The organism is Actinomycetota bacterium (genome assembly GCA_040757835.1).
Classification (GTDB): domain Bacteria; phylum Actinomycetota; class Geothermincolia; order Geothermincolales; family RBG-13-55-18; genus SURF-21.
Genome location: JBFLWJ010000004.1, coordinates 175,099 through 200,096, shown reverse-complemented (window position 1 = coordinate 200,096; position 24,998 = coordinate 175,099). Strand labels below are relative to the sequence as shown.

Sequence of the window (24,998 nt, the reverse complement as noted above, 5' to 3'; positions counted from 1 at the left end):
TCGCTATGCTCGCTTCACGCTCGCTCCGTCTCCTTCAAGGCGACTGGCACCGTGCCGCCGCCCTCCGGGCGTCGTTATATACGTTCGAGGATGTGGACGCACATCGCCGCTTCCCCCATGCCCAGGAACCCGCCGCCGTTCTCGGCCAGGGCGATGCGGGCCCCCTCCACCTGGCGCGGCCCGGCGGCTCCCCGCAACTGTTGTACCAGTTCGTAGACCTGGGCCAGGCCGGAAGCGCCGATGGGGTGGCCACGGCATTCCAGCCCGCCCGAGGGATTGACCGGCAGTCTGCCGCCCAAGGAAGTGGCGCCCGACTCGGCGAAGGGGCCGCCTTCGCCCACCGGGCAGAAGCCCATGGATTCGTACTGCGCCAGCTCTCCGAAGGCGGTGGCGTCATGCACCTCGGCGACATCGATGTCCTCGGGCCCCAGGCCCGCTACCTCGTAAGCGCGCTTGCTGGCACGCTCCCCGATGCCGGCGATGCCGCTGTCGGGAAGAGAGCCTGAGACCAGCACCGAAGCGCGGATGCGCACAGGCCTGGCGCCGGGGAACCTCGCGAGGGCCCGTTGGGAGCAGATGATGGCCGCGGCGGCGCCGTCCCCGATGGGGGCACACATGGCCCGCGTCAGGGGGTAGGCGACCTGGTAGTCCTCCAGTACCTCCTCCACGGTCATGTCCATCTGGTACTGGGCCATGGGGTTCATGGAGCCGTTGTGGTGGTTCTTGGCCGCGATCACCGCCAACTGCCGCTGGGTGGTGCCGTAGGCCTTCATATGCATGCGCGCTCCCATGGCGTAGATGTCCATGAAGGCGGTGTGGCCTCCGCCCTCTTTCTTCCCCTTCTCCTTGCCCTCCGCCTCGGCCTCGGCGGCTTTTTTGGCGGCGTCGGCCTGGAATGCGGCGATCATGCCGTGCACGAACTCGACGTCCGCGCCCGAGGCGAAACCCTCGAACATCTTGGCCTTGTCCTCGGGGAAATAGACCTTCTCCGCCCCGACCGCCAGAACCAGGTCGTAGAGGCCGGCCTTCACCGCGGTCCACGCCCCGTGGATAGCGGTGGAGGCGCCGGCGCAGGCGTTCTCCACGTTGGTGATGGGGATACCCTGTATGCCCAGGGGGGAGAGGGCCACCTGGCCCCGGATGCAGTGCTGCATCTGGCTCATGCCCCATCCCGAGTTGGAGAACCACGCGGCCTCTATGTCTCCCTTGTCCGCCTGGACGTCCTCGAGCAGGGCCTGCACGGCCTCCGCGGTCAGCATCTTGATGGTCTTCTCCGGGTATTTCTTGAAGCGGATCATACCGGTGCCTAGGATGTATACGTCATCTGCCATGTCAGCCCGCCTTCCTTTCCCTGTCGTAGGTATCCGCCGTGACGCCCAGGTTTTCCAGTTCCTTCTTGATCACGCGGTGGGTCTCAGTCTTGGGGAGTGCGTCGATGACGCGGTAGTATCGCGGCACCGCGAACTTGGCCAGCTCGCTCGCGAGGAAGTCAGGCAGGGTGGCGGGGTCGATGCTCTTCCCCTCCACCGGCACCAGGGTCACCATGATCTCGTCCTCGGCCAGCTCGGAGGGGACGGCGTAAACCGCGCACTCCAGCACGTCCGGGTGCTTGAGCACGGCCTGCTCCACCTCGTAGGCGGAGACGTTCTCCCCTTTCACCCGCATGGACTCGGTGTTGCGGCCCACGAAGTAGACATATCCTTTCTCGTCCCTGTACACCAGGTCGCCGGTGTACAGCCATCCGTCGCGCATCTTGTCGCTGGTGGCTTCGGCGTTCTTGTAATATTCCACCGCGCCCTTGCGCTCCCCCACGTAGCAGATGAGCTCGCCCGGGGTATGGGGGGGCACGTCACCGCCATCGCTGTCGATAACCCTGATCTTGGCCCCCAGGGGCTTGCCCATGGAGCCCACGGGGGCGGTCTCGAAGTTGACGATGAGCACCCCGCCGCCGTCCACGGCGCCGTACCCCTCGTAGATCTTGACCCCGAAACGCCGTTCGAAGTCCTCCCACATGTCCGCGGGACAGCCGGCGGAGAGGATGAAGCGCACCTTGTTGTCGTCATCGTCGGCCTTCTCCGGCTGCTTCATGAGTATGGGCATCACCGCCCCCAGGCCGTTGAAGGTGGTGGCCCCGAAGCGCCGAACCTCTTCCCAGAAGCGGCTGGCGCTGAACCTCTCGCCCAGGGCTACGCTGCCCTCGCAGTGCATGGCCGGCGTCACCGTAAGGAAGAGCGCGTTGGCGTGGAAGAGCGGGTAGCAGGTGTAGGCCACATCGCTCTTGTTGGTGAGAAGGCGCCCCACTATGGAGATGGCCTTGACGTTGGTGTTGTTGTAGCGGTACACGACCCCCTTGGGCAACCCGGTTGTGCCCGAGGTGTACATGAGCACGCAGAGGTCGTCCGGGTCGTATCTCTCCCTGGGGGTGGAGGCGTCCGAGCCCGGGCCGTAGGCCGTCGCCAGGTCCTCCATGCCCCCGGGCAACTCGAAGTCCGCGGGGGCGCCCTCGCCGTTGACGATGACCTTCTCTATCTTTGGAAGCTTTTCCGCCACCGCCTGGTAATAGGGGAGCAGATCGTGGTCTATGACCACCATGGAGGCGTCGGAGTTATCGATGACGTGGGCCAGCTGATCGCCGCGGAGGGCCACGTTCACCGGCACCGCGTACATGCCCAGCTTCTGCTGGCCGAAGAAGACGTCCAGCCAGCGGGGGGAGTTCTTCATGATGATGGCCAGGCCCCCGCCCGGACCTCCGCCTTTGCTCCTCAGATAATTGGCCACCCGGTTGGCGTTGAGGTCCATATCGCGGTAGCTGATGACCTGGTCCCTGAAGTACAGGAACGGCCGGTCACCGAGCTTCGCGGCCTTTTCCTCAAGCAGCTCCGCGTGGGACATGTCCCGCGCGATGGAGAGGCCCTTCGCCTCCCTGATACTGCGCAGGTTCTCCTTGAGGGTACCCCTGCGGCGTTCGTCCGCTAAGAATAGGGCGAGGGAGCGCAGCAGCCGCCATCCCACCCAGGCCCTCTTCAGGTACATCTTCCGCTCCTCCGGGGTCATGCCATCACCTCTTTCCAGGACGATTATTTTTCCGATGGGCCCCGTCCATCCCTTTCCGTGGCACGTACGGGCCCGATATCCTTCAAGGCCGTGAAGGGGCCGTCCTCGTTCGGCGCGTCCATCCCTTTGGGCGCCTCACCCACTGGCCCTCTTACATCCGCCAGTTGCAGCATGTTCGCGTACTTCTCCACGAACATGGGGTCATCTATCTCCGCCGCGTCCATCTCGGCCATGAGGATGAGGGTGAAATATGCCCCCACGTAGAACCAGGCCACGATGCGGGGGTCCACGTCCTTCCTTATCTCCCCCATCTCCTGCCCTTTCCTGAGCATGTGCTCGGTGGCCCTGATGTTCAGGTTGATGAAGTCCTCCAGTTCGCGGCGGAAATCCTCGTCGAAGACGTTGTTGAGGACGAAGGCCAGGAACCTCCGCATGCTGGGGTTCTCGCGCACGAAATCGATGTAGCTGCTCGATACGCGCTTGAGATATTCGAGCGGCTCGTTCCCGTGTTCCCTGTAGATCACTTCGTAGCGGGCGATGAGGAGGTCCTCGATGTAGCGGCAGCAGGCCAGGAAGAGCTCTTTCTTGCTCGGGAAGTACTTGTAAAGGGTCCCCTCGGCTACGCCCGCTTCGCGGGCCAGGAGCGCGGTGGTGGCTTTCTCGTAATTGGTTCGCGAGAAGGCGTCAATGGACGCGAGGATGATGTCGCCAGTGCGGTTGCCCTTTCCCATACCGTCCGCTCCATCCCTGCCTGGGTAGAGGTCTCCCTTTTCAGGAGAGGAAAAATGTCTTCGAACCTCGAAAAAGTGAGCGCTCACCCGCCTAACAGCCGTACCTATTTATACAACAATGACCGGACCCTGTCAATACACATAAGTATCTTGGTGTATGGAAAACGGGCGATGCCGGGATATATTAATATATGCAATAGCGGCGGGGTCACTGCGGCAAGAGAGGGGAGAGCATGGAGAGAGAAGAAGCCCTGGAGCTCCTGCTGGCCAACCTGAAGGCTGAGAACCTGCTCAAGCACTCATACGCCACCGAGGCCGTGATGAGGAGGATGGCGGTGGAGAAGGGTGAGGACGAGGACCTGTGGGGCCTTACCGGACTGCTGCACGACCTCGACCTGGAGATAGTCGGCGACGACATGTCCGTTCACGCCGCCACCGGCGCCCGCATGCTGGAGGACAGGGGGGCTCCCGACGAGATGGTGAGCGCGGTGCGCATGCACAACGCCGAGGGCCTGGGACTGGGCGAGAGGACGACGGTCCTGCAGCACGCCCTGGCGTGCGGAGAGACGGTCACCGGCTTCATCGTCGCCGCGGCCCTGGTGCGGCCGGACAGGAAGCTGGAGGGGGTCAAGGTGAGCTCGCTGCGCAAGCGCATGAAGGAGAAGGCCTTCGCCCGGGGAGCGCGCCGGGAAGTGATCCTGGAATGCGAGCAGGCCGGCTTCGAGCTGGACGGATTCCTGGCCCTGGCCCTGGAAGCAATGCAGGGCATCTCCGACGAGCTCGGCCTCTAGGTGGTCTCCAGCAGGACGGTGGCGATGGCGGCGATGCCCTCGCCGCGGCCCGTGAAGCCCATCCCTTCCGTCGTGGTCGCCTTCACGCACACCCGCCCCGTCTCTATCCTCATGGTCGCGGCCAGGAGAGAGGCCATGCCGCCGGTGTAGGGCGCCAGGCGCGGTTCCTGGGCCACTACCACACAGTCGGCGTTCACCACCCTGTAACCCTTCTCCCTTACCAGGCCGACGACTTCCTCCAGGAGGACGATGCTGGAGATGCCCTCGTAGGCGGGGTCGGTGTCCGGAAAGTGCGCACCGATATCGCCCGCTGCGCAGGCCCCCAGCAGAGCGTCCATGAGCGCGTGCACCAGCACGTCCGCGTCGGAGTGTCCCTCGAGGCCACGGTCGTGCGGCACCTCCACCCCGCCCAGCACCAGTCTCCTTCCGGCTGCGAAGGCGTGGGCGTCAAATCCCAGGCCTATCCGGTTCTGCAACCCCCAGACCTCCCTTCAAGAGCAGGGCTTCCGCCAGGACCAGATCGCTGGCGTAGGTTATCTTCAGGTTGGTAAGTTCCCCTTCCACCACCCTGACGCGGTAGCGGTATCTCTCCAGCAGGGCCGCGTCGTCGGTGGCCCACACCATCTCCCGGGAAGCGCGTTCGTGCGCGTCGAGGAGCGCCGCTGCGCGGAAGCACTGTGGCGTCTGGACCGCCCAGAGGCGCTGGCGGTCGGGGGTCCTGAGCACCCACCCCCCCTCGACCTCCTTCACCGTATCCACCACCGGGACGGCGGAGATTATCCCCTCGCAATCGCAGTCGCCCAGGGCTTTTATGACCCGCTTGAAGAGCGCCGGGGAGGCCAGGGGCCGCGCGCCGTCGTGCACGATGATGATGTCCACCGGCGCGGAGAGGGCACGCAGGGCGTGCAGCACCGACTCCTGTCTCCGCTCCCCCCCCTCAACGACCCTGACCGCTTTCTTTCCCCCGTAGGGTGCGGCTATTTCCTCGCTGGCGCGCCCGATATCATCGGCGTTGACCACCAGCACGATCTCCTCCACCTCGGGGACGGAGGCGACGTTCAGGAGGGAGCGCGCCAGGACCGGCGTTCCGTCCAGCACCAGGAATTGCTTGCCCTCTTTCCCGCCGACCCTCTCCCCGCGCCCCGCACCCGCGATGACCGCGGCCGCTCTCATCGCCATGCTCAGTTCTCCTTGAGAGCGGCGAAGATCATCCTCCCCGCCGGGGTCTGCAGGATGCTGGTCACCAGGGTCTCGACCTCACGCCCGATATGTTTCTTGCCGCCCTCGACCACCACCATGGTCCCGTCGTCCAGGTAGCCCACACCCTGGCCCGACTCCTTGCCCTCCTTGAGCACCGTGAGCACCAGCGGCTCCCCGGGCAGAACGACGGGTTTGAGCGAGTTGGCGAGCTCGTTTATGTTCAGGACCCGCACCCCCTGGAGCTCGGCGACCTTGTTGAGGTTGAAGTCGTTGGTCATCACCGGCTGGTTCAGAAACTTGGCCAGGGCCACCAGCTTGGAATCCACCGCGGAGAGCTCCGGGAAATCCTGCTCCTCGATGCGCACCTCCACGCGGTCCTGCCTCTGCAGGGCGTTGAGCACGTCCAGGCCGCGGCGGCCGCGGTTGCGTTTCAACGGGTCCTCGGAATCGGCGATACCCTGCAGCTCGTTTAGGACGAAGCGCGGCACCACCAGTTCGCCCTCCAGAAAACCGGAGTAGCAGATATCGGTGATGCGGCCGTCGATGATGACGCTGGTGTCGAGTATACGGGCGGGGGCGGTCGCGGGAGCCTCGTCATCCCCCGGTGGACGCACGCGGGAGGGCTTGAAGAAGTTGAGCAGGTCTTCCTTCTTCTGCACCGCTATGACGTACCCGATGACCCCGCAGACGGCGTAGACGATCAGGGCGAAAGTCCACCCCCAATCGGAGAACCACCCCCAATCGGAGCGGAAGAGGATGACCGAGGGGAGGAAGGCGACCAGGAACCCGGCGATGACGCCGACGGTCCCCATGAGGAGGTCGGTGCCGGGGACGTCCTGGATAGCGTGCTGGAAACGGTTGAGGAGCTTCGCGACGTATCTTCCCGCGGCCCCCCCGAGGACGAACCCCAGTCCCACACAGACGAATATGGAAACGATGAAGCCGATAATATAATAAGTGGAACTGTAATCCGCCAGGTACGTCTCTTTGAACAGCTCTCCCAGTGCGTATCCCCCGACTCCCCCGAGGATCATGAAGATGATTCGGACGAGCAGGACAACCATGAGATCCGTGTTTCCCTCTTGGCTGGGGCAACCCTCCTTTGGCCTTTATTTCGCCGGGGGATGATGAAAGATGATAAACCCGACGATTGCTATTGATTATAGCTTCAAGGGGCGAAAGAAAACAGCCTCAAGATGTAGGAGAGAAGACCTCCTCGATCATGCGCACTGCCTCGTCTACCTCGACCTCGACCGCGTACATCAGCTCGCTGGCCAGTATATCCCGGGCCTGGGTGAGCATGCGCTTCTCCCCCGAGGAGAGGCCTTTCTCCATGTCCCGGAGGGTGAGGTTCCTCACCACCTCCGCCACCTGGAAGATGTCCCCGCTGCGGAGCTTGTCGCGGTTCTTCTTGTAGCGGTGGTTCCAGTTGGTGGGCATCGGGCTCTGCTCTTCCCCGAGGACGCAGAGCACCTTCTCGACCTCGTCCCTTTCGATGATGTTGCGCAAGCCCACTTGCAGGGAGCTGTCCGCGGGGACCATGACCTTCAGGTTCCCCTGGCACATGCGCAGCACGAAGTACTTTTTTGTCTCTCCCTCCACGTCCTTCTCGGAAATGCCCTCGATGACCCCCGCTCCATGGTGAGGATAGACCACGACGTCTCCTACACAAAACATCCTCATCACCTCTCATATCCGGCGACAGCTCCGCGGTCCTCTCCCGCAGATGGAAACATCTCTCTGATATCAGGGTGGTTATGCGTGAGGTATCATCTCACAGGCCACTGCTGACGTATGACTCTACCGGCTGTCTTCGAAAAACATCGTCCGTTCTTCCGGGGTTCGCCGCATAATATCAACCATGCGCTCAGGTAAGGCTGTAGACGCCCAGGGTGTTGATACGGTCGTTCTCCCTCTCCAGAACGCATTTGAGATCCAGTCCCAGCAGGCAGCAGGTGGCCGCCAGATAGAACATTGCGTTTCCCAACTCCGTTTCGATGACGTCCGCGCAGTTGGGGCAGAGCTCACCCTCGATATGGCTCTTCACGTAATTCGATACCTGGGAGAAATTTACATCGTCGGGGAGTTCCTGCTTGCTGGCGTCCACGCTCAGGCACCCACAACTGGTCACCGTCTTGGCCAGGGCCCGGTTGACCCTGGTGGCGGCGTCCTGGAGTTTGGTCATCACGTCGAGGATGCTGCGATTGCGCACGAGATACTCGGAAACGGTCTTCTGGAATTCCGCGCAATCCGCTTCTCGCATCTCGATAACCTCCGTCCCTTTCGACTAAATCAATTATAGGTTCGGGTCTGCGCGAGGTCAAACGCCGGTGCGGGCCTGTGAATCATACAACCTTTCTACTTACCATAATATGGGTGAAAAGCACGGGGCGACGGGCGTCGCTCGAGCGATCCCGTCGCGGCTCTATATGTACCTCTCGACCAGGGACGATTCGGCGATACGCCGCAGCCCCTCCTTGATGGCGCGGGCGCGCGCCTTGCCCACTCCCTCGACCTCGTCGAGCATCTTCTCCGAGGCCTGCATGATGTTCTGCACGTTGGAGAAGTTCCTGACCAGTTTCTCCACGATGGAGGCAGGCAGGCGTGGTATGCGCTCTAGGATACGGTAGCCGCGCGAGGACAGCGGCCGGTCGAGCTCATCGTGGGCACCCGAGTAGCCGAGGGCCTGAGCCACGTTGGTCAGCTGTAAGAGTTCCTCGTCGCTGAGCCGGGCGAGGCTGCGCTCTACCGCCTCCAGGGACTTACCCCGTTCCTCCACACGGAAATCGCGGATGACGTTCCTCTTCTCGCGCTCCACCCCCGACATCAGCTCCTCCATCTGGAGCTCGATGAGGCGGCCTTCCGTTCCAAGCTCCGCCAGGTACACCTGGATCTCGGCTGCTATTCGGTGCATCATCTCCGCCCTCTGCAGCACACTGACCACGTCCTGCAGGCTCACCAGGTCCTCGAACTCGAGGGCGCTGAGGGTGGCCGATACCTGGTCCAGGCGGGCCTTGTATTTCTCCATGGTCTGCAGGGCCTGCCCCGACTTGCTGATGAGCACGCGCACCGAGAGGATGACGTGGACCCAGTCGTTCTTGTACATGGTCACCCGGTTCATGCGCTCGGATACCGCTATCACCAGCTTGCCGGTCTGCCGCGCCACCCTCTCTGCGGTACGGTGACGTGTCCCGCTCTCCGAGGTGGGAATGGAGGGGTCGGGCACGAGGTGGACGTTGGCGAACCTTATCTTTGTCAGGTCCTTGTCCAGCACCACCGCGCCGTCCATCTTGGATACCTGGAAGAGGTTGGCGGCGGAGAAATCCCAGTCTACCTCCACTCCCCCGTTGACGATCTCCAGCACTTCGCTGCTGTCGTCCACCACTATCAGCGCTCCGAGGTGAGAGGCCATGAGGCGGTTCAGGGCATCCCGCAGCTCCGAGCCCGGCGCGACCAGCCGCAAGACCTCGAGATATTCCATGTCACGCAGATAATCCTCCAAGTCGGAACGCTCCCTTGTTGATGCGGAATCACCTTAAATCCTTTTCCCCGGCCCCTTCTATATTAAACAAAGAGAGCGGACCGTTCCAATGCCGCCGGGGCGAGGCGCCGGTCAAGCTATGGCGAGGATGCCCAGGGCCTGGCTCACGTCCCTCACCTTCACCAGCTCGAGGCCCGGGTGGACCTCCAGGGGTTTCGCCTTGTCGGAGATGAACATGACCCCGGATCCCAGGCGCGCCGCCTCCTGCATCCTCTCCGCGGCCCTGGAAACCGGCCGCACCTCGCCGGTGAGTCCCACCTCCCCCACGAAGACCGTCCCGGGGGAGATGCTCTTGTCCCGCCGGGAGGAGGCGATGGCCATGCACACACCCAGGTCGAGGGCGGGCTCGCTCACCCTGAGGCCGCCGGAGATGCCCACGTAGACGTCCCGGTCCGAGAGATTGATCCGGGCCTTGCGCTCCAGCACCGCCACGTCGATGGCGAGCCTGCGGTGGTCGATCCCCGTGGAGACCCGCTTGGGGGTGGGAAGCCGCGAGGGCACCACCAGCGCCTGCACCTCCACGAGCAGGGGGCGGCGGCCCTCCATGACCACCACCGTCGCCGTCCCGGACACCTCTTCCTCGCGGCTGTCCACGAAGAGGTGCGATGGGTCCTCCACCTCGCGCAGGCCCTTGTCGGTCATCTCGAAGATGCCCAGTTCGCTCACGGACCCGAAGCGGTTCTTCACCGCCCGCAGCAGGCGCAGGGAGTCGAAGCGCTCGCCCTCGAAATAGAGGACGCAGTCCACCATGTGCTCCACCGTCCTGGGGCCGGCCAGCACGCCCTCCTTGGTGACATGACCGACCAGGAAGACCACGGCATCGATCTCCTTGGCCAGGCACTGCATGCGGGAGACGCACTCACGCATCTGGTTGACGCCTCCGGGCACGGAGTCGATGCCGGGGCTGCGCATGGTCTGGATGGAATCCACGATGAGCGCCTGGGGCCCGATACGGCGTGAAGCATCCGTGAGGACGTCCACATCCGTCTCGCACAGCAGCGCGAGGTCGGGGCTGAGGGAACCGGTGCGGCGGGCGCGCCCCCCTATCTGGGCCGCCGATTCTTCGCCGCTCACCAGCAGCACCCCCACCCCCTGCCGCGCCAGCGACGAGGCCGCCTGCAGGAGCAGGGTCGACTTCCCGATGCCGGGCTCGCCTCCCAGAAGAACGAGGGAGCCAGGCACCGCTCCTCCCCCCAGCACGCGGTCGAACTCGGCGATGCCGGTGGAAAGGCGCGGCCGCTCCTCCTCGACGTCGCCCAGGCGCCGCGGTTCCACCGCCGCTCGCGCGGCCCCGGAGCCCGCGGCCTCCCTGCTCTCCTCCCGCATGGCGCCGAAGGTCCCGCAGGAGGGGCAGCGGCCCAGCCACTGCACCGAGGCCTCTCCGCACTCCTCGCAGACGTAATGGGACCGCTCCGCCTTCACCACAGCACCTCTCGAGAATAACCCGGCCTGCGCCGCCGTAGTGATTATACTTCCCGGCACCGTCAAACCCCGGCCCGGGCACGTCCGGGGCCTACCATCGGCCCGCGCCACCACGCATCACCCAGCGGTATGCTTACATAAAACAGCACTACAATAGCAAGTTTACATATGTATTACTTTATGTTAGCCTGGGAGGAGAGGAGGATGACCATGAACGGTCGGGGCAGCCACGCGAGGGGGGCAAAGACGGTCGTTTCCATAAGGATCGACCAGCACACGCTGTCGCTACTGGACGAGTATTCCAGATCGATCAACGAGAAAATGTCCTCCGTGGCGCGGGGATTCATCGTCGAGGGACTGGAACGTGCCGGCATGGGAATATCGTCCGGCGAGCTGCACGAGCTGACCAGGCTCCGCATGAAAGAGGAGCTGGCCCGGCCAGCGGGGAAGATCGAGCTGGAGGTCCGCAAGGGGAGCCTCAAGGACCCGCGGCGGGCGCGTCAGGACCTCACCTTCTGGCTCGGCCGTCCGGCCGAGGAACGCGTCGCGGCCGTCGACCACCTGAGAAGGCAGCGTCATGGAAGTGGAGAACGATTTCAAAGAGTTGCTCGTGTCGTTCAACGAGCATGAAGTGGAATACGTGATCGTGGGGGCATACGCCCTGGCATATCATGGGGTTCCACGCTACACGGGAGACATGGACATCCTCGTCCGCCCTTCGCCCTCCAATGCGGAAAAGGTCCTGTCCGCGCTGGAGGATCTCGGGTTCGGTTCCCTGGGCCTGCGAGCGGGCGACTTCCTGAAGCCGGACCATGCGGTCCAGCTCGGCGTCTCCCCGGTGCGTATAGACATCCTCACCTCGCTGACCGGCGTCTCCTGGCGGGAGGCCTCCGCGGGGAAGGTCGAGGGATCGTACGGCGGCATCGCCGTGCATTTCCTCGGACGGGAACAGATCATCGCCAACAAGCGGGTGCTGGGCCGCAAGCAAGACCTCGCCGACCTCGAAGCCCTGGGCGAGGAGTGACCGTGCCGGATAGATCAGTGAAGATAGAATCCCAGCCCAGGGAACTACCGGGTCGGTCTCCGAGAGGCTTTGCGAGCGGGACCGTTACCCGGAGGCCCCGGGCCGGAAAAGCATCGGTGGCAAACGCCTTTACCCCCGTGCTCGGGACACTCAAGTGGTCTGCAAGAGGTCGGCGCCGCTCTCGGGTGCTTCCACCTTCTCGAAGGTGATACGGCCCTCGTCGGCGGCGGCGATGAGGATGGTCGATCCCGGCATGTACTCCTTGCCCAGGACCTTCTCCGAGAGCGGGTCCTCGATGAGCTTTTGGATGGCGCGCCGCAACGGGCGTGCGCCGTACATCGGGTCGTAACCCTCCTTCAGCAGCACTTCCTTGGCGTCGTCGGAGAGGATGATATCGATCTCCTGCTCGGCCAGCTGGTCCTTCACCCGCTGCATAAGCAGATCCACGATCTGCTTGATCTCGCCGTGGCTGAGCTCGTGGAAGACGATGACGTCGTCGATGCGGTTGAGCAGCTCGGGGCGGAAGGTCTTCTTCAGCTCGGAGAGCACGCGGTCCTTCATCTTGTCGTAGTCCATGCCTCCCTCCGTCCGGGTGGTGAAACCCAGGGAGGTGCCCTTGCTGATGTCCCTCGCCCCCAGGTTGGAGGTCATAATGACGATGGTGTTGCGGAAGTCCACCTTGTGCCCCTGGGAGTCGGTGAGCCTGCCGTCCTCCAGGATCTGCAGCAGCATGTTGAAGGCGTCGGGGTGGGCCTTCTCTATCTCGTCCAGGAGCACCACGCTGAAGGGCTTGCGGCGCACCGCCTCGGTGAGCTGGCCGCCCTCCTCGTATCCCACGTAACCGGGAGGGGAACCCACCAGGCGCGACACCGCGTGCTTCTCCATGTACTCCGACATGTCGATCTGGATGAGGGCGGACTCGTCGCCGAAGAGGAACTCCGCCAGGGTACGGGCCAGCTCGGTCTTGCCCACGCCGGACGGCCCCAGGAAGATGAATGAGCCCCCGGGGCGCTTGGGGTCCTTGAGCCCCGCCCGGGTGCGACGGATGGAACGCGACACGGCGATGACCGCCTCGTCCTGCCCCACCACCCTCTCGTGCAGGGCGTCCTCCATGCGCAGCAGCTTGCTGCTCTCCTCCTCGGTGAGCTGGCTGACGGGTATGCCGGTCCAGGAGGAGAGGATGTCCGCGATATCGTCGTCGGTGACCTGCAGCTGGTGAGAGCCCAGGGGGATCTTCCAGTCCTCCTCCAGCTGGTCCATCTCGTTGATGATGTCCTTCTCCCTGTCGCGCAGGCCGGCTGCCTTCTCGAACTCCTGGCTCGCGATGGCCGCCTGCTTCTCCTGGCGTATCTGCTGCAGCCTCTCCTCGAGGTCGCGGAAGTCGGGCGGCGCCGTCATGGCGTGGATGCGCAGCCGCGAGGCGGCCTCGTCGATGAGGTCGATGGCCTTGTCCGGCAGGAAGCGGTCGGAGATATAGCGGCTGGCCAGGCGGGCCGCCGCCACCAGGGCTTCGTCGGTGATGGCAACGCGGTGGTGGGCTTCGTAGCGGTCGCGCAGCCCCTTCAATATATCTATGGTATGGTCCACCGTCGGCTCCTCCACCAGCACCGGTTGGAACCGCCTCTCCAGTGCCGCGTCCTTCTCCAGGTGCTTGCGGTATTCGTCCAGGGTGGTTGCGCCGATGGTCTGCAGCTCGCCCCGGGCCAGCGCCGGCTTGAGGATGGAGGCGGCGTCTATGGCGCCCTCCGCCGCCCCGGCACCCACCAGGTTGTGCAGCTCGTCGATGAAGAGGATGATGTCGCCGCGGCTGCGGATCTCCTTCACCACCTTCTTCAGGCGCTCTTCGAAATCGCCGCGGTAACGTGAGCCGGCGACCAGGGCCCCGAGGTCGAGGGTATAGAGCTGCTTGCCCCCGAGCATGTGCGGGACCTCGTTGTTGACTATCTTCTGGGCGAAGCCCTCGACCACCGCAGTCTTGCCCACCCCTGGCTCGCCGATGAGCACGGGATTGTTCTTGGTGCGGCGGGCGAGCACCTGCATCACCCGTTCTATCTCCTTGTCCCTGCCGATGACCGGGTCCAGCTTACTCTGGGAGGCGAGCTGGGTGAGGTTGCGCCCGAACTGGTCCAGGAGCAGGTTGCCCTGGGCGGGCGCCTCTCCGGAAGGGGCCACCTCCTTGGTGCCCGCGGCGCCCGTGAGCAACTGCACCACCTGGTTGCGCACGCGGTCCAGGTCCGCCCCCAGCTTGGTCAGCACCTGAGCCGCCACGCCCTCGCCCTCGCGGATGAGGCCGAGGAGGATGTGCTCGGTGCCGATATAGTTGTGCCCCAGCTGCAGGGCCTCGCGCAGGGAGAGCTCCAGCACCTTCTTGGCCCTGGGAGTGAAGGGGATGTGGCCCGTGGGGGCCGAGCTGCCGCGTCCTATGATCTCTTCTACCTGGTTTCGCACGGCCTCCAGGCTGATGTTCATGGACTCCAGGGCCTTGGCGGCGACGCCCTCCCCCTCCTGGATAAGCCCCAGCAGGAGGTGCTCCGTCCCGATATAGTTGTGGTTGAGCATGCGGGCTTCTTCCTGGGCCAACACCACGACCCTGCGAGCCCGGTCCGAGAACCTCTGAAACACCTTGTATACCTCCAAAAACGTATTCTAGACTTTGATTATCACACCTATTCTCGGTCTTTTCAAAGCCGTTTCGCCATGTGATATCTCATGTCCCGCGGCCGCCGGCGCGATCCCCCGGGCCCGCGCCGCACTACCCTCCGTTATGGAATCGTCAACGCCGTCCACAACCTTGAAGGCCCCCGGGCAGGCCGCGCATGTCCCTCCTCCGAGTCAATTATTCCCCGCGCGCGGTCCAAGGCCTTCAATGCCTATGACGCCGCTCCCCCCGCACGAGGTCCCGTGCCTGGCGGGGCCGTGCAGGGGGAAACGGATGCGTGTTTCCGCGTCCGGCTGCATGGGCCGGTTTCAGGCCTCGGACCGGAGGTGTGGGAAGAGGATGACCTCGCGGATGGAATGGGAGTCTGTGAGCAGCATGACCAGGCGGTCCACCCCCAGGCCCAGGCCGCCCGTGGGCGGCATGCCGTATTCCAGGGCGCGCAGGTAGTCGTAGTCCACCAAGTGGGCCTCCTCGTCTCCCCCCTCGCGCTGCCGCGCCTGTTCCTCGAAGCGCTCCCGCTGGTCGATAGGGTCTATGAGCTCGGAAAAGGCGTTGGCCAGTTCGCGTCCCGCGGCGATGAGCTCGAACCTCTCGGTGAGCAGCGGGTCGTCGCGGTGGATACGGGCCAGCGGGGAGACCTCGCGCGGGTAGTCCATGACCAGGGTCGGTTCCCACAGGTTGGGCTCGACCAGTTTCTCGAACAGCTCGGTGGCGACCTTGCCGGGGCCCCACCCTTTCTCCAGGGGCACTTCGCATTCCGCCGCCAGGGCGCGCAGCTCCTCCTCGGGGGTATGGGTGCCGACCTCACGCCCCACCGCCTCGCCCACTGCGTGCATGAGAGTGACGCGTCGCCAGGGCGGCGCCAGGTCCAGGGGCCTTCCCTGGTAGTCGAAGGCCAGGGCGCCCTTGACCTCCCGCACCACTTGCGTGAGCATCTCCTCGAGGAGGTCCGCGAGGTCGTGATAGTCGGCGTAGGCCCAGTAGAACTCGAGCATGGTGAACTCGGGGTTGTGCTTGTAAGAGATACCCTCGTTGCGGAAGTTGCGGTTGATCTCGTACACCTTCTCCAGACCCCCCACGATGCAGCGCTTGAGGTAGAGCTCCGGCGCGATGCGCAGGTACAGGTCCTGCCCCAGCGCCTGGTGGAAAGTGACGAAGGGCCGCGCGGTGGCCCCCCCGGGGATGGGCTGCAGCATGGGGGTCTCCACCTCCATGAAACCCCGGGCGTCCAGGAAGCGGCGCAGCGCGGCGATGGTCTCGACCCTGGTCTCGAGGTTGCGCCTGACCGCGGGGTTGACCATGAGGTCCAGGTACCTCTGGCGGTAGCGCAACTCGACGTCCTTGAGCCCGTGCCATTTCTCGGGCAGCGGGCGCAGGCTCTTACTCAGCAAAGCGAAGGAAGCGACGCGCAGCGTTATCTCGCCCCGCCTGCTCTTGAAGACCTCGCCTTCCACTCCGATCCAGTCACCGATATCCAGTTCCTGAAAAAGCCCGTAGGCGGGTCCCCCCAGGGAGTCCACGGAGGCCATGAGTTGCATCCGCCCCCCACGGTCCTCGATATCGGCGAAGCAGGCCTTGCCGTGGCGGCGCAGGGCCATGATCCTCCCCGCCAGGGACGCGGTATGGCCGCTGTCCTCGCCATCGGCGAGCGAGTCGAAGCGCTGGTGGACCTCGGAGGCGGACTCACGGCGGTCGTACCTGAGCGCGTAGGGGTTGATGCCGCGGGCGCGCAGCTCGTCCAGTTTCTCCAGGCGCCTCCTGACCAGTTCGCCCTCGGCCTCCAGGGCCGCGGTCAAGCCGTCGTCGGTACCCCTCCCGCCACTAGTGTTCGCATCCACGGCGTTAACACCCCATGCCTTTCAGATCATCTTCGGCTTGCCAGCTGAACCGCCTGCGACTCCGCGAGAGGCTCGCGCCGGGCCGCCGGCCGCACCAGCGTGGCGGCGGGCACCGCCGTGCGCGTTCCATGCGCGGATCAGCGCTCGATATGAAGGATTCGGTATTTCAGCGCCCCGGAGGGTACCTGCACCTCGACGATATCGCCTGCCTTGTGCCCCATGATGGCCCTGCCCACCGGCGACTGGTCCGAGATGCAGCCCTGGTCCCCCCGCGCCTCCGCGGCGCTAACCAGGCGCAGGCGCATCTCCTCGCCCCTCTCCAGGTCCTCGAGGCTCACCGAGGAACCGATGGCCACCACAGAGAGGTCGATCTCGGAGTCCTTGACGATGCGCGCGTTGTCGAGGATGTTCTCTATCTCCTTGATGCGCCCGTGCACAAAGGCCTGCTCGTGCTTGGCGTCATCGTACTCGGAGTTCTCCATGATGTCGCCGAAAGCCCTGGCCTGCTTGATGCGCTCGGCCACCTCCCACCACTTCACGTTCTTGAGGTGATCCAGCTCCTCCTGGAGTTTCTGGTAGCCGTGCTGGGTGAGGACGATGTCGTCCTCCCTCTCCTCGCGGTACTCGCCTAGGACCGGCCTGTCTATTCTCTCATCCATGTTCCGTCCTTGTCCTGTCTTGCATATGGGTAGGATAATCACTGTTCGGGGATGACAAAAAGCTATTATATGCCAGCCCGCGATGGCAGTCAAAGCACCGGACCCTCTCTCCGGCCACAGCCCTGTCCTCGCCGCGGCGCGGTCCCGGCTATGCCGCATAAACGAAGAGTGTGACGGGTATAATGTCTTCGGGAATGAACAGACGTACCGAAGGAGCGATCAAGCTGCTCGACGAACTCTTCCGCCCCTCCGCCCTGGCGGTCGTCGGGGCCTCGGACAAGCCCGGCAAGGTGGGCCGAGTGGTCCTGGAGAACATCATCGATTCCGGATACCAGGGCGCCGTCTACCCCGTGAACCCGTCCTACGAGGAGGTCTTCTCCCTCAAGTGCTACCCTTCCGTGTCCGACCTGCCCGAGGCGCCGCAACTGGCGGTGATCATCATCCCCGCGGCCGCGGTGCAGAAGGTGATGGAGGAATGCGGTGCGCGTGGGGTGAAGGCGGCGGTGATCATCTCCGCCGGCTTCAAGGAGTCCGGCCGGGACGGCTACCGCCGCGAGACGGAACTGCGCCAGGCGGCGGAGCGCCTCGGCATCGCGGTCCTGGGGCCGAACTGCCTGGGCATCGCGGACACCTCCACGCCCCTCAACGCCACCTTCGCAACCAAGGCGCCATTTCCGGGCAAAGTGGCCTTCATGTCGCAGTCCGGCGCCCTGTGCACCGCCGTCCTGGGGTGGTCGGAGGAGAACCACCTGGGGTTCTCCCGCTTCATCAGCCTGGGCAACAAGATGGACCTAAATGAGAGCGACATGCTGGAGGCCCTGGAGCATGACGATAACACCTCGGTCATCGCCGCCTACCTGGAGGGCATATCCGAGGGCGAGAGGTTCCTGAAAGTAACCACGCGCGTCAGCCGCTCCAAGCCCATCCTGATCTTCAAGGCGGGGGTCACCCAGGCGGGCGCGAGGGCGGTCTCCTCCCACACCGGCACCCTGGCCGGTTCCGAGAACGCCTATGCGGCCGCCTTCCGCAAGTGCGGCGCGCTGCGGGCGAACACCGTGGAGGACCTCTTCATGCTGGCCCAGGGTTTCGCCTCCCAGCCTCCCCCCGCCGGCCCCAGGGTGGGCGTGATCACCAACGCCGGCGGCCCGGGCATCATCGCCTCCGACGCCCTGGAGCGGGCCGGGCTCAGCCTGGCCGCCTTGAGCGAGGCGACCACGCAGGCCTTGCGCGAGAAGCTCCCGGAGGCCGCCAGCGTCTACAACCCGGTGGACGTCCTGGGTGACGCGGGCGAGGACCGTTACCGCCTGGCCCTGGAAGGGGTGCTGGCGGACCCGGGGGTGGACGCCCTGCTCGTCATCCTCACCCCCCAGGCCATGACCAGGGCCACTGAGACCGCGCGCGTGGTGGCGGAATGCGCGCATGGAGCGGGGAAGACGGTCTTCGCCGTGTTCATGGGAGGACTCGAGGTCAACGAGGCCGAGGGGATCATGCGGGAGGCGGGCATCCCCAACTTCCAGTTCCCAGAGGAGGCGGTGGAGACCCTGCGCAACATGAAAGCCTACACCGATTTCCTCTCCCGCCCCCGGCAGACGAACGTGCGCTTCGACGTGGACAGGGAAAGGGTGCGCGGTATCTTCGAGACCATCCGAGCGCAGGAGCGGAACGAGCTCATCGAGGCGGAGGCAAGGGACGTGCTGGACGCGTACGGGCTGCCGGTGGCCCGCACCGTCCTCGCCACCAACCTCGAGGAATGCATCAGGGCGGGGCGGGAGATAGGCTACCCCGTGGTGGTCAAGATCGCCTCCCCCCAGATCCTGCACAAGACGGACGTGGGGGGAGTGGTCGTGGGCATAGAGAACACCGACGAGCTCATCTCCGCCTACGAGGGGGTGACGGCCAACGCCCGCAAGTTCTTCCCGCGCGCCGATATCTGGGGGGTGCTGGTGCAGGAGATGCTGCCTCCATCACGGGAACTCATCGTGGGCATGAACCGCGACAGCCAGTTCGGCCCCTTGCTCATGACCGGCCTGGGCGGCGTCTACGTCGAGGTGCTGAAGGACGTCAGTTTCCGCCTCGCCCCGGTGAGCGAGGAGGACGTCATGGACATGTTGCGCGAGTTGAAGAGCTACTGGCTGCTCAAGGGAGCGAGGGGGGAGCCGCCCGCGGACATAGACGCGGTGATCGAAGCGGTGCTGCGCGTTTCCCAGCTGGTCACCGACTTCCCCGAGATCAACGAGATCGACATCAACCCCCTGCGGGTTTTAGAGGACGGCAAGGGCTGCCTGGCCGCGGACGCCAGAATCGTTCTGGAGGAGTGAGGGATATGGTCTGTATCTACTTTGCCTCGCAGGTCGGCCTCTCCGGCCTGCACACCACGTGCATAGGCCTGGGGCGCCGTTTCCAGGAGGAGAAGCTGAAAGTCGGTTATATGAAGCCGGTGGGCCATCGCTATTTCACCGTGGAGGGGCGGGTTACCGACGAGGACGCCGCCTTCATGCAGCGCACCCTGGGACTCGAGGAGGACCTGTCCGACATCTGCCCCGTGGTCCTCACTCCGCAGGTGGTCAACGCCGCCTACATGGAGGGCACGAAAGACCTGCTCGAGCAGGTGAAACAGGCCTTCGGCCGCGTCAGCGCCGGCAAGGACGTGGTGCTGGTGCAGGGCGCCTACACCTCCCAGCAGGGACGCTTCCTGGGCCTGTCGGCCTACCAGCTGGCCCCCGTCTTCGACGCCCGGGTCATCCTGGTAGAGCGCTTCGACGACGCCTTCCAGGCCGACAATGTGCTGGCCGCCAGGGACGATTTCACGGGCAACCTCATGGGGGTCATCTACAACATCATCCCCTCCAACCGGGAAAGCTTCGTCGCCGACATCCTCGCGCCCAGCCTGGAGAGGCTGGGCATTCCCGTGCTGGGGCAGATCCCCTTCGACCGCCTGCTCTCCTCCATCAACGTCGGAGACCTGGCGGAACTCCTGGACGGGCGCGTCCTCGCCGGCGAGGCCAACCTGGACAACCTGGTCGAGGACATCGTGGTGGGCGCAATGAGCCAGGAACACGCCCTTTCCGTGTTCCGCAAGCTCCGCAGCCCGTGCGTGGTCACGGGGGGGGACCGCAGCGACATAATGCTCGCGGCCATGGAGGCCAAGGCACGCTGTCTCATCCTCACGGGCAACCTCTATCCCTCCAGCATCATCCTGGGCAAGGCGGAGGAGCTGGGCATCCCCGTGATCATGGTCGGCATGGACACCTTCACCACCGCCGAGCGCGCGGACATGATCATCAGGAGCGCCCGTACGCATGAAGCGAAGAAGCTGGAGAGGCTGGGAGAGCTGATCGACTGCTGCGTGGACCTGCCGCGCCTGCGCGAACTCGCCGGCATCTAACCCCTGATGGCCACCAGTAGGGGGTAGGGGTTGACGGCGCTGCCGCCGCCGGGGTGCCACTCGAAGTGGAGGTGGGGGCAGCCGCGCGCGTTTCCGGTGTCACCCACGTAACCCACCACCTCACCAGCGCTGACCCGGCCCGAGGCGCCGTAGTCCTGCAGGTGCATGTAGTAGTAGAGGTGCCCGTTGTCTCCGTAGAGGAATATGTACAGGCCGGCGTTGCCGCCGCTGCGCTGCACCACCGTGCCGCTGGTGATGGCCACGCAGGGGGTGCCGTAATCGGCCATGATGTCGCAACCCTTGTGGGTGCGACCCACGGAACGGGGAGCGCCCCAGTCGTTGGTGAAGCTGCAGGGGCCGGCCACGGGGAAATAAAGGCCGTTGACCGGGCCAACGCTCCAGTTCCCGCCGCCGCCGCCGCTGTAACGGCTGCTCAGCATGGAGGCGACCTCGGAATCGATGCCGGCCAGGAGGGCCTTCTGTTCGTTGAGCTTGCTCTGGATGGAGTTCCGCTGGCTCTGCAGGCTGCTCGAGTATGACTGGTAGGCGGCTTTGTCGCTCTCCAGTTGTGCCCGCTTGGTCCTGATCTCCGCCATGAGGTTCTGGGTAGCCACGATGGCCTCGGCGTCATGATTGCCGATGCGCGCCATATAGTCGTAGGAGTTGACGAAGGTATCGAAGTCGTCGCATTCCAGCAGGACGTCCAGGGCGCTGACGTTGCCCTCCTTGTACATGGACACCAGGCGGTCGGCGAGTATGCCCTGCCAGCGTTGGTACTCGGCCTCCGCCGCGTTCAGCTGCGCCTGGTTGGCCTCGATGTTCGCCTCCAGGGTGGCGAGGCGGGACTGGGTCTGGTTGAGCTCCGACGTGAGCCGGTTGAGTTCGGACTGCAGGGAGTTGAGCTGCGACTGTACCTGGCGAGCCTGCTCCTTCTTGTCGCTGATGGAGTCCGCCCCCGCCGGGGGCATGGACTGTCCGAGAAGGAGTATCAGGACGGCGAGCAGGAGTACGGAGCGGAGGTAGGTTGTGAGAGTCCTTGTCGCCCTCACCCTGCCTGTATGATCCACGCGAAAACCACCTTACTGGACAACTCTACATTGATATTGTAGGAAACCTCCCGCGAGGCCGTCAAATGACCCCTCCATCCATATGGGGGCCGATTATCAATATCTTGTTATCCTCTTCCGTTCATACTATCAATATATTGTTATTCCAGGGTGCCATCCGCCTCCTCCCGTGGAGGAAAGCGGCCGCGCCCGTTCGGTCATGAGACCCGTTTCGCGACGGGTTTGTTCCGGTTGGGGGCCAGGTAAGGCTCGCGCCCCGGCGTGTAACCAGATGGTCTTCCCATACCGCTCCGTCTTTACCCCGTAGGGCGTGGGCCAGCATTTATACCGGCCCCAGCCGCCACCGCGTAAGGTTGGCTCCAGGCCTTCAGATATCCGAACGGCATAGCAGACCCATGCCACCAGGGCCACGCTCTCTGAGCGTCTTGGAGGTCAGATCCCCATCTCCACCATGCGGGGGCGGCCGTTGAGGTCGGGGTGGACCTGCGCCGACTCGTACCCCAACTCCGCCGCCACGCGTGCCAGCTCGTGCACCTGGTCCTCCGCCCCCTCCATGAGCAGGCGGCCGCCGGGGGCCAGCCAGCGCGGCGCTTGGGCCATGAGCCGCAGGTGCACCTCGGTGCCGGCGGGACCTGCCACCAGGGCGATGCGGGGCTCGTGCAGCCTCACCTCCGGCGGCAGGGAGCGGTAGTCATCCTCACGGATGTAGGGAGGATTGCAGACGATGAGATCGATGGTGCCGGCGAGCCCGCCATCGAGGGCGTCCAGCAGGTCCCCCAGGTAAAAAGAGACCGCCTCCCCCAGGCGCAGGCGCCGGGCATTCACGCGCGCCGCCTCCAGCGCTTCCGCGCTGATGTCCGTGGCATGCACGGTGGCGTGCGGGCACTCGCTCGCCAGTGAAAGGGCGATGCACCCGGAGCCCGTACCCACGTCCACCACCACCGCGCGCCCCGGCAATGCCATAACGATATCCATGGCCCGGCCAGCCAGCATCTCCGTCTCGGGGCGGGGGATGAGCACGCGGCGGTCTACCGCCAACTCCAGGTAGCGGAACCCCTTGCTGCCGATAATGTACTGCAGCGGCTCGTGTGCCGCTCGCCGGCGCAGCAGCGCGGCATAGCCCTCTCTCTCCTCCCTCGAGACGGGCCGGTCATAGTGGGCGTAGAGGTCGGTGCGGCCGCGGCCGGTGCAGTGGGCGAGAAGGTGCTCGGCATTGAGGCGCGGCTTCACGATCCCGCTATCCTCGAGGTAGCGGGCGGCCCAGGTGATGAGCCCCGGGATATCGGCCCCGGCGGGTACCTCCGTGATCAATCTCCGCCGCCTATCTCCGCCAGCCTCTCGGCCCGGTCGGCGGAGGCCAGCGTATCTATGATCTCCTCCAGGTCACCGTCCAGCACGTCCTCCAGGCGGTGGACGGTCAGGCCGATGCGGTGGTCGGAGATGCGACCCTGGGGAAAATTATAGGTACGGATGCGCTCCGAGCGGTCACCGGTCCCCACCTGGGAGCGCCTCTCCTCCGCCTGTTCCCGCTGCTGGCGCTCCTGCTCCGTTCGCAGCAGGCGGGCGCGCAGGATGCGCAGCGCCTTCTCGCGGTTCTGCAGCTGGCTCTTCTCGTCCTGGCAGGAGACCACCACCCCGGTTGGGATATGGGTGATGCGCACGGCGGAGTCGGTGGTGTTTACCGACTGCCCTCCCGGCCCCGTGGAACGGAAGACGTCCACGCGCAGGTCGGCGGGGTCGATGGTCACCTCCACCTCTTCCGCCTCCGGCAGCACGGCGACGGTGGAGGTGGAGGTGTGGATGCGCCCTCCCGACTCCGTCACCGGGATGCGCTGCACGCGGTGTACGCCGGATTCGTATTTCATCCTGCTGTAGGCGCCCTTGCCGCGCACCGAGAAGATAATCTCCTTGAAGCCCCCCAGCTCGGAGGGGCTGGAGGAGAGGACCTCGGTCTTCCAGCCGCGCCGGTCGGCATAGCGTGAATACATGCGGTAAAGGTCCCCCGCGAACAGGCCCGCCTCCTCGCCGCCCGCCCCGGCGCGCACCTCCATGATCACGTCCTTCTCGTCCCGGGGGTCCGGCGGCAGGAGCATGACCCTTATCTCCCGCTCCAGCTCCTCGGACCTGCCCTCGGCCGCCTGCAGGGAATCGCGCAGAAAGTCGGCCATCTCGGGGTCCTGCTCCTCGCGCAGCATGTCGCCGGCTTCCCGGGCTTCCCTCAGGGCTTCGCGGTACTCGCGCAGGGCCGTCACCACCTCGGTGAGTTCGGAGTGGCTGCGCGCCAGCTCGGCGTAGCGCTGACGGTCCGCGTAGACCTCCGGCTGGGCCAGTTCCCTTTCCAGGTCCTCGTATTTCTTCTCTATCTCCTCGAGCCGTTCCATGAAACCCATGCCATCACCCTTGCGCCTTCAGGTCTTCCTGCTCCAGCAGCGCTCCAAGGGCCGCCAGGGCCACCTCGGCCTGTTCGCGGTCGGGGCGGCGCGTAGTGAGTCTCTGCAGCGCCATGCCCGGGGCCACAAGGGCCTGGGTCCAAGGAGACCTGTTGCGGTCCGCGTATTTCATTATCTCATAGGAGACGCCGGCCACCAGTGGGATTAGGGCTATCCTCTCGACGACGCGCAGCCACACGGGGGGCTTGCCGAGGAAAGAGTAGGCGATGACCGTTATCACCAGGACCAGGAGGAGAAACGAAGTGCCGCAACGGATATGGTCGGTGCCCTCGCGCAGCGCCCATTCCGGCTCCAGGGGATAGTTGTTCTCCAACAGGTGTATGGACTGGTGCTCCGCGCCGTGATACTCGAAGACGCGGCGCATCTCCCGCGAGAGGGAGACCAGGAGCAGGTAGGCGACGAAGAAAGCCAGGCGCAGCACTCCCTCCACGATGTTCCAGAGCCATACCGGGCTGTCGTGCCCCACCATACGGGGGGCGAGCCAGGTGGGCAGGAGTATGAACAGTCCTACGGCCAGGATCACGGCCATGGCGATGGACAGCGATTTCTGGACCCACCCGATGCCCTTGCCCTCGGTCTCCTCCTCCAGGGCGATGTCAGCCGAGGCCGAGAGGGCCCTCCAGCCCAGGACCAGGCTCTCCCACAGTACGAAGATGCCCCGGAGGAAGGGCTTGTCATAACCGGGATGGCGCACCAGGAAGGAGTCAAGGGGTTCCGCCTGGGTATGGATACTGCCGTCGGGCTTGCGCACCGCCAGCGCCCAGAACCGCCGGCCCCGCATCATCACTCCCTCGATAACCGCCTGGCCCCCCACCCTGAGGTCATCATGGGGACTTGGAGCGGGCGCGGCGTCACCAAGGGCGGAGGGATCGGTGGAAGGCATCTCAGGAACAGCCGTGGTGGACCCTAGTCCTGCGTTTCGGCCTTCTTGCCTTTATCGTCCGTGGTCTTCTTACGCTGGGGCCTGGCCTTGCCGTAACGGCGCTCGAAGCGCTCGACCCGGCCACCCGTGTCCACGAGCTTCTGCTTGCCTGAGTAGAAGGGGTGGCACTGGGAACATATCTCCACGCGCAACTCCGGCTTGGTGGAACGGGTGCTGAACGTGTTGCCGCACGAGCAGGTCACCGTAGCCTCCACGTAATCCGGGTGAATTCCCTTTTTCATTCCTCTCTTACCT

At 64.8% G+C, this 24,998-nt stretch carries 23 protein-coding genes; 5 read left to right on the top strand and 18 right to left on the bottom strand.

The features are described 5' to 3' along the window. Window positions 1-74: 74 nt before the first annotated feature. Genes AB1384_06335 through AB1384_06325 form a run of 3 tightly spaced genes read right to left on the bottom strand, consistent with a single transcriptional unit; the run spans window position 75 to window position 3,785 of the window. Window positions 75-1,331, bottom strand: coding sequence for a thiolase family protein (locus tag AB1384_06335; GenBank protein MEW6553885.1), 1,257 nt, complete (start codon window positions 1,329-1,331; stop codon window positions 75-77). Between the two features lies 1 nt (window position 1,332). Further along, a complete protein-coding gene (locus AB1384_06330) occupies window positions 1,333-3,033 on the bottom strand; it encodes an AMP-binding protein (protein ID MEW6553884.1) in 1,701 nt (566 codons plus the stop codon). A 44-nt stretch (window positions 3,034-3,077) separates the two neighbouring features. After that, window positions 3,078-3,785, bottom strand: coding sequence for a TetR/AcrR family transcriptional regulator (locus tag AB1384_06325; protein ID MEW6553883.1), 708 nt, complete (start codon window positions 3,783-3,785; stop codon window positions 3,078-3,080). Between the two features lie 233 nt (window positions 3,786-4,018). Between AB1384_06325 and AB1384_06320 the strand changes: the two genes are divergently transcribed. Beyond that, window positions 4,019-4,576, top strand: coding sequence for an HDIG domain-containing metalloprotein (locus AB1384_06320; GenBank protein ID MEW6553882.1), 558 nt, complete (start codon window positions 4,019-4,021; stop codon window positions 4,574-4,576). Here the strand turns inward: AB1384_06320 and ispF are convergent. The 7 genes from ispF to radA all read right to left on the bottom strand — a co-directional run bounded on the left by ispF (window position 4,573) and on the right by radA (window position 10,739). Continuing rightward, window positions 4,573-5,052, bottom strand: a complete 480-nt coding sequence (ispF, locus tag AB1384_06315) for a 2-C-methyl-D-erythritol 2,4-cyclodiphosphate synthase (GenBank protein ID MEW6553881.1) — start codon at window positions 5,050-5,052, stop codon at window positions 4,573-4,575. The two genes, AB1384_06320 and ispF, sit on opposite strands and share 4 nt — an antisense overlap. Next, window positions 5,024-5,755 carry a 2-C-methyl-D-erythritol 4-phosphate cytidylyltransferase gene (ispD, locus tag AB1384_06310; GenBank protein ID MEW6553880.1) on the bottom strand — a complete coding sequence of 244 codons (732 nt, stop codon included), beginning with the start codon at window positions 5,753-5,755 and terminating at the stop codon, window positions 5,024-5,026. The genes ispF and ispD overlap by 29 nt, the downstream gene beginning before the upstream one ends. A 2-nt stretch (window positions 5,756-5,757) precedes the next feature. After that, complete coding sequence (locus tag AB1384_06305; GenBank protein MEW6553879.1) at window positions 5,758-6,840, bottom strand: PIN/TRAM domain-containing protein; 1,083 nt, start codon at window positions 6,838-6,840, stop codon at window positions 5,758-5,760. 127 nt (window positions 6,841-6,967) lie between these two features. Continuing rightward, window positions 6,968-7,453 (bottom strand): CarD family transcriptional regulator, encoded by a 486-nt coding sequence (locus AB1384_06300; GenBank protein ID MEW6553878.1) that lies wholly within the window; start codon window positions 7,451-7,453, stop codon window positions 6,968-6,970. Between the two features lie 190 nt (window positions 7,454-7,643). After that, window positions 7,644-8,039 carry a DUF1573 domain-containing protein gene (locus AB1384_06295; GenBank protein MEW6553877.1) on the bottom strand — a complete coding sequence of 132 codons (396 nt, stop codon included), beginning with the start codon at window positions 8,037-8,039 and terminating at the stop codon, window positions 7,644-7,646. Between the two features lie 162 nt (window positions 8,040-8,201). Beyond that, on the bottom strand, window positions 8,202-9,278 hold the full coding sequence (disA, locus tag AB1384_06290) for a DNA integrity scanning diadenylate cyclase DisA (protein ID MEW6553876.1): 1,077 nt from the start codon (window positions 9,276-9,278) through the stop codon (window positions 8,202-8,204). A gap of 111 nt (window positions 9,279-9,389) precedes the next feature. Next, on the bottom strand, window positions 9,390-10,739 hold the full coding sequence (gene radA, locus AB1384_06285; GenBank protein ID MEW6553875.1) for a DNA repair protein RadA: 1,350 nt from the start codon (window positions 10,737-10,739) through the stop codon (window positions 9,390-9,392). 210 nt (window positions 10,740-10,949) lie between these two features. Here radA and AB1384_06280 point away from each other — a divergent pair, with 210 nt between their 5' ends. Further along, entirely contained in the window at window positions 10,950-11,369 is a 420-nt protein-coding gene (locus AB1384_06280; protein ID MEW6553874.1) for a hypothetical protein, read from the top strand. After that, complete coding sequence (locus AB1384_06275) at window positions 11,317-11,763, top strand: hypothetical protein (protein MEW6553873.1); 447 nt, start codon at window positions 11,317-11,319, stop codon at window positions 11,761-11,763. Before AB1384_06280 ends, AB1384_06275 begins: the two co-directional genes overlap by 53 nt. A 150-nt stretch (window positions 11,764-11,913) precedes the next feature. Here the strand turns inward: AB1384_06275 and AB1384_06270 are convergent, their stop codons facing one another. The 3 genes from AB1384_06270 to greA form a co-directional block, all read right to left on the bottom strand. Continuing rightward, window positions 11,914-14,385, bottom strand: a complete 2,472-nt coding sequence (locus AB1384_06270) for an ATP-dependent Clp protease ATP-binding subunit (GenBank protein MEW6553872.1) — start codon at window positions 14,383-14,385, stop codon at window positions 11,914-11,916. A gap of 345 nt (window positions 14,386-14,730) precedes the next feature. Beyond that, window positions 14,731-16,218 (bottom strand): lysine--tRNA ligase, encoded by a 1,488-nt coding sequence (gene lysS / locus AB1384_06265; protein MEW6553871.1) that lies wholly within the window; start codon window positions 16,216-16,218, stop codon window positions 14,731-14,733. Between the two features lie 179 nt (window positions 16,219-16,397). Continuing rightward, complete coding sequence (gene greA, locus AB1384_06260; GenBank protein ID MEW6553870.1) at window positions 16,398-16,919, bottom strand: transcription elongation factor GreA; 522 nt, start codon at window positions 16,917-16,919, stop codon at window positions 16,398-16,400. A gap of 194 nt (window positions 16,920-17,113) precedes the next feature. Here greA and acs point away from each other — a divergent pair, with 194 nt between their 5' ends. After that, the gene (acs, locus tag AB1384_06255) at window positions 17,114-19,237 is read left to right on the top strand and encodes an acetate--CoA ligase alpha subunit (GenBank protein ID MEW6553869.1); all 2,124 of its coding nucleotides are present in this window, start codon (window positions 17,114-17,116) and stop codon (window positions 19,235-19,237) included. A 5-nt stretch (window positions 19,238-19,242) separates the two neighbouring features. After that, window positions 19,243-20,304: a phosphotransacetylase family protein gene (locus AB1384_06250; protein ID MEW6553868.1), complete on the top strand. Its 1,062-nt coding sequence runs from the start codon at window positions 19,243-19,245 to the stop codon at window positions 20,302-20,304. Here AB1384_06250 and AB1384_06245 read toward each other — a convergent pair. From AB1384_06245 to rpmE, 5 genes are all read right to left on the bottom strand, one after another. Then, window positions 20,301-21,371, bottom strand: coding sequence for a peptidoglycan DD-metalloendopeptidase family protein (locus AB1384_06245; GenBank protein ID MEW6553867.1), 1,071 nt, complete (start codon window positions 21,369-21,371; stop codon window positions 20,301-20,303). The genes AB1384_06250 and AB1384_06245 overlap by 4 nt on opposite strands. A gap of 432 nt (window positions 21,372-21,803) precedes the next feature. Further along, window positions 21,804-22,682, bottom strand: coding sequence for a peptide chain release factor N(5)-glutamine methyltransferase (prmC, locus tag AB1384_06240; GenBank protein ID MEW6553866.1), 879 nt, complete (start codon window positions 22,680-22,682; stop codon window positions 21,804-21,806). Next, window positions 22,679-23,761 carry a peptide chain release factor 1 gene (gene prfA, locus AB1384_06235; protein MEW6553865.1) on the bottom strand — a complete coding sequence of 361 codons (1,083 nt, stop codon included), beginning with the start codon at window positions 23,759-23,761 and terminating at the stop codon, window positions 22,679-22,681. The genes prmC and prfA overlap by 4 nt, the downstream gene beginning before the upstream one ends. A 4-nt stretch (window positions 23,762-23,765) precedes the next feature. Further along, the gene (locus tag AB1384_06230) at window positions 23,766-24,704 is read right to left on the bottom strand and encodes a DUF1385 domain-containing protein (protein MEW6553864.1); all 939 of its coding nucleotides are present in this window, start codon (window positions 24,702-24,704) and stop codon (window positions 23,766-23,768) included. A gap of 23 nt (window positions 24,705-24,727) precedes the next feature. Then, a complete protein-coding gene (gene rpmE, locus AB1384_06225; protein ID MEW6553863.1) occupies window positions 24,728-24,985 on the bottom strand; it encodes a 50S ribosomal protein L31 in 258 nt (85 codons plus the stop codon). Window positions 24,986-24,998: the final 13 nt, after the last annotated feature.

Coding starts and splice junctions, on each gene's coding strand:
- AB1384_06335 (MEW6553885.1), bottom strand. CDS start 1,331: ATGGCAGATGACGTATACATCCTAGGCACCGGTATGATCCGCTTCAAG.
- AB1384_06330 (MEW6553884.1), bottom strand. CDS start 3,033: ATGTACCTGAAGAGGGCCTGGGTGGGATGGCGGCTGCTGCGCTCCCTC.
- AB1384_06325 (MEW6553883.1), bottom strand. CDS start 3,785: ATGGGAAAGGGCAACCGCACTGGCGACATCATCCTCGCGTCCATTGAC.
- AB1384_06320 (MEW6553882.1), top strand. CDS start 4,019: ATGGAGAGAGAAGAAGCCCTGGAGCTCCTGCTGGCCAACCTGAAGGCT.
- ispD (MEW6553880.1), bottom strand. CDS start 5,755: ATGGCGATGAGAGCGGCCGCGGTCATCGCGGGTGCGGGGCGCGGGGAG.
- AB1384_06305 (MEW6553879.1), bottom strand. CDS start 6,840: ATGGTTGTCCTGCTCGTCCGAATCATCTTCATGATCCTCGGGGGAGTC.
- AB1384_06300 (MEW6553878.1), bottom strand. CDS start 7,453: ATGTTTTGTGTAGGAGACGTCGTGGTCTATCCTCACCATGGAGCGGGG.
- AB1384_06295 (MEW6553877.1), bottom strand. CDS start 8,039: ATGCGAGAAGCGGATTGCGCGGAATTCCAGAAGACCGTTTCCGAGTAT.
- AB1384_06280 (MEW6553874.1), top strand. CDS start 10,950: ATGAACGGTCGGGGCAGCCACGCGAGGGGGGCAAAGACGGTCGTTTCC.
- AB1384_06275 (MEW6553873.1), top strand. CDS start 11,317: ATGGAAGTGGAGAACGATTTCAAAGAGTTGCTCGTGTCGTTCAACGAG.
- greA (MEW6553870.1), bottom strand. CDS start 16,919: ATGGATGAGAGAATAGACAGGCCGGTCCTAGGCGAGTACCGCGAGGAG.
- acs (MEW6553869.1), top strand. CDS start 17,114: ATGAACAGACGTACCGAAGGAGCGATCAAGCTGCTCGACGAACTCTTC.
- AB1384_06250 (MEW6553868.1), top strand. CDS start 19,243: ATGGTCTGTATCTACTTTGCCTCGCAGGTCGGCCTCTCCGGCCTGCAC.
- prfA (MEW6553865.1), bottom strand. CDS start 23,761: ATGGGTTTCATGGAACGGCTCGAGGAGATAGAGAAGAAATACGAGGAC.
- AB1384_06230 (MEW6553864.1), bottom strand. CDS start 24,704: ATGCCTTCCACCGATCCCTCCGCCCTTGGTGACGCCGCGCCCGCTCCA.
- rpmE (MEW6553863.1), bottom strand. CDS start 24,985: ATGAAAAAGGGAATTCACCCGGATTACGTGGAGGCTACGGTGACCTGC.